Annotated in this window: 4 protein-coding genes and 1 pseudogene; 2 read left to right on the forward strand and 3 right to left on the reverse strand. The window is 63.3% G+C overall.

Annotation, left to right across the window (positions count from 1 at the left end):
• Positions 1-110: 110 nt before the first annotated feature.
• The 3 genes from Q0239_RS06040 to Q0239_RS06050 are packed head-to-tail and all read right to left on the reverse strand — an operon-like array spanning position 111 to position 1683.
• The gene (locus tag Q0239_RS06040) at positions 111-344 is read right to left on the reverse strand and encodes a TniQ family protein (RefSeq protein WP_298599884.1); all 234 of its coding nucleotides are present in this window, start codon (positions 342-344) and stop codon (positions 111-113) included.
• Positions 341-1183 carry a TniB family NTP-binding protein gene (locus Q0239_RS06045; RefSeq protein ID WP_054590509.1) on the reverse strand — a complete coding sequence of 281 codons (843 nt, stop codon included), beginning with the start codon at positions 1181-1183 and terminating at the stop codon, positions 341-343. Before Q0239_RS06045 ends, Q0239_RS06040 begins: the two co-directional genes overlap by 4 nt.
• The gene (locus Q0239_RS06050) at positions 1180-1683 is read right to left on the reverse strand and encodes a Mu transposase C-terminal domain-containing protein (RefSeq protein ID WP_298599889.1); all 504 of its coding nucleotides are present in this window, start codon (positions 1681-1683) and stop codon (positions 1180-1182) included. Before Q0239_RS06050 ends, Q0239_RS06045 begins: the two co-directional genes overlap by 4 nt.
• A 25-nt stretch (positions 1684-1708) precedes the next feature.
• Between Q0239_RS06050 and Q0239_RS06055 the strand changes: the two genes are divergently transcribed.
• Positions 1709-2602, forward strand: coding sequence for a hypothetical protein (locus Q0239_RS06055; RefSeq protein WP_298599891.1), 894 nt, complete (start codon positions 1709-1711; stop codon positions 2600-2602).
• Positions 2603-2987: 385 nt separating this feature from the next.
• A pseudogene (locus tag Q0239_RS06060) lies at positions 2988-3277 on the forward strand (hypothetical protein); the annotation flags it as partial.

The following is a 3277-nucleotide window of genomic DNA, read 5'->3' on the forward strand; positions in this document are numbered from 1 at the left end:
GTAAATGACATGAACTATGGCAGGGCTCACGACACGAAAACTCCGCATGCCAAAGTTGATGGCAGAGAAATCAACCTAATCTATTGATACTTAGTGCATAAACGAGGTTGTCATAAACTTTGGCAGCCGACATCTGCGGTGCCATCGGCTAATGAGGCCAGGTCACAGGTAGCGAGGGCTGTCTCGATGCCGAGATGGCTGAACAGCGCCTTGCGCGTGGTTTCATGCCGCGCGGCCAGACGATGCAGCCAGGATTCAAAGCATTCCCCCGCCAGGGGCCTGACCCGGAAGGCCAGCGGCTCGATCTCGGCTCTGCCCTGAGCGGCGCCCATCCCGGCGCTCAATCCGGGCTATAGGGGGTAAAGAGCTGCAAGGCCTCGCTGATATCGTCGTGCGCTACCAGCACGCGATCGTGCCGCTTGGCGACCTTTGCCGACCAGTGCAGGATCCGTTTGAAATTGCCGGTTACCCCGCCGCTTTCGCGCCAGATCCGCTCGGCGAACGCGGGCTCGGCGAGATGTTCGGGCTCGGCCATGTCCATGCCCATCGCCAGCGCCCGGATCAGGCGCTGCGACGGCTCTCCCGGCTCCCACAGCGGCAATCTGAGCATGATCGAACGAAAGGCGAGTTCGACATCGTCGGCGAAGATCTGGCGGGCGACATCAAGCCCGGCCACGACCAGCGGCACGTTGCCAGCGCTCATCAGAAAGCGGAAGGCATCGAGCGTATCGCGCCGCGCGACCCCGCTGGCGGTCAGGATCACATGGACATTGTCGATCGCGACCAGCCTCGTCCCCTGCGCGGCCAACAGATCGACCACCTTGAAATCGGCGGTTTTGTGCGTGTTTGTCCGGATCGGCCAGCCCTGCTTCCAGAGCAGCGCCAAGTTGATCTTGAGCGAGGTCGGGCTTGAGGGAATGACCGTGCGCAGCACGGGTTGGTACCGGGCCTCGCCCCAATCGGCGGGCTCGGGCAAGGCCTCGGTCAGACGCCGCTGCGCCTCGCGCAGGATCGAGGTCTTGCCCATGCCGGACTGGCCGGTGAGGACGATGCAGGTCGGTCGTTCTTCCGGATCGTCATGCGCAACCTCGACGATGGTCTCGACGGCGTTGCGGGCTTCGTCGAAGTCGATCCAGAATGTGGATAGGTGCCCCGAGGGCTGCGCGGTGGTGACCGCGCTCACGGGCGCACCTTCAGCCAGGTATCCTCGCCCAGTTCCCCCACCGATTTCCACTGAACCGGCTGTTTTAAAAGCTTTTCAGGCGTCCGCAGGTCCGCGAGCGTAAGCCCCTCCCCTTCGCGCCGCTTTGCCCGCCGTCGCGCCTCCTTGGTGCGAACCCGCGCCTGATGGATTTCCTGGTTTGCCGCTGCGATGGCGCGGGCCGTCGCCGCACGGCCGCCATCGGCCTGGTAGCCGCGGCCCAGGGCCCTCACCTTGGCCCTGGCGGCTTCCCAGTCCGCCTCCCAGACATCGGGATACTGGCCGATAACCGCCATTTGCACGAAAGAGCCCTCGAGCTCGGCATAGACATGCTGGATCGTCCGTTCGTCCCAGCTGACCTCGATCTTCTGGCCTATCCGCTTGCCGAGCGCCGGGTGCCAGTAATGGCGATGCTTGATCTGGATGCCCCGGGAATGGACCGTCAGCGGACGGCAGAAATTGGCGAAAAAGCTCGTCCGCATTACACGAGACCGGGAGCAAGGGACCATGGCGCGCTGCCTCGCGTTCCCACATCTGCGCCGGGCACAACCCGCCGAGCGCGGAATGCGGCGTGTGATGATAAACCGCGATCTGGCACAGCAGCCAGCGCTCGAATTCCGCAAGGGTCATCGCCGCTTCAGCCTCGGCGTCGTAGTCATCGCGCGCAGACACGTTCGATCCCGTAGCACCCGGCAAAAGTCTCAGTTTTCCGACCATTGTGCCGATCAGCCGCTCGATATGGCCACCCAGATGGGCCGGGCCGGGTTTGCGGACATCCGGGTCGATGCCATTGCGCACGCAGGCCCGCCGAAACGACTCCGAGCGATGCGGCTTGGCCTGATCGGCATGCAGGCGCCGGAACAGGCCGAACATCGGGTAGCTGACATCCACACCCAGGTGTTCAAGCACCGGTTCCTTGGGCAGCAGCGCGCTCGCGACCGCCCTGCCGCACCGGAAAATCGAAGGATCGCCGAAGCTGACATAATAGCCGAGTATCGCACGGGTCCAGATTTCAATCAGGAACGTGATCCACGGCCGTCCGAGCTCTTCCCGCCGCAGGCTGTCGACCAGGATAACGTCCCCCCTGGTATGGTCCATCTGGACAAGATCGAGGAAACCATCGCTGCGGTATTCCCCAGGGTGCGCTTCATGCGCGCTGCGGGTCTTGGAGCCCATGCTGGCCTTGGCCCACACACTGCTCGGAATCTCGGCCAGCAGCCGCTCGATTGTCTTCTCGCTCGGGATCAAATCGGCGGAAAACCGGTGCTCTCCGTTATCTGCATGGAGCAAGCCCCATATTTGCCTAGCCGCTTCAGCGCGGTTCGGCGGCACCATCTTAAGCGCGATCTTGTTGGTCAGCGCATCAATGGCGCTTCTCACCACCGGGTCGATCCGATGTGAGCCGGGAGGCGGTCCTCGGGGCTTAGGTGCAAGCGATTCGGCAACCGGATGCGCCCGATACCGCGCGGCCAATGTTCGGATCTGGCGCTCCTTCAAACCGGTGGCTTCGCAAATAGCGGCAATCTGCGCCGCCGTCACCGGCCCGGACACCGAAATATGCCTTCGGAAATGCGGGAACAGTGCCAATCCCGCCTCGAGGGACTTGAGGCTGCGCTTGGGTGCAGGAGACGGCATTCGCTCAATCATACGATTGGCTCCGCTGTAGATTCCCCTGTATCGTCAAATGTAGCATAATCTGTCCGGCCATGCGGCGTGGAAACGTGCTGCGACAGAGTTATGCGTATTTGAGTCATCCTATCCTATTGATTAAACGTCCTTTTTAGAATTGCAGTCTTTTCTGTCGGCTGACAACCGCGCGCTCGCGCGGCTCGACGCGCTGTTGCCCGCGCGCGACCCCATGGCAACACTCATCGAATGGGTTGAACAGCTGCGCGCGGACGAGACCGACTTCCTCGAGCTCGGCAGCGAGGAGGTGTTGATCGAGGGCAAGGTGTTCCAGCGCTTCGCTCCGCGCGGCAGCGCCTGGGCCGCCTCGCTCGCCGCCGCGATGCGCCCGCACCTGTTCGGGCTCGGCGCCGCCCCGCTCGCGCTGGCCGGGCTCGCGCCGCGCGCCCT

It is taken from the genome of uncultured Sphingorhabdus sp. (assembly GCF_937872355.1).
Lineage (GTDB): Bacteria > Pseudomonadota > Alphaproteobacteria > Sphingomonadales > Sphingomonadaceae > Sphingorhabdus_B.

Excerpts from the sequence above, each read along its gene's own strand:
- Q0239_RS06050 (WP_298599889.1), bottom strand. The coding sequence starts at position 1,683 with ATGCGGACGAGCTTTTTCGCCAATTTCTGCCGTCCGCTGACGGTCCAT.
- Q0239_RS06055 (WP_298599891.1), top strand. The coding sequence starts at position 1,709 with ATGGCGCGCTGCCTCGCGTTCCCACATCTGCGCCGGGCACAACCCGCC.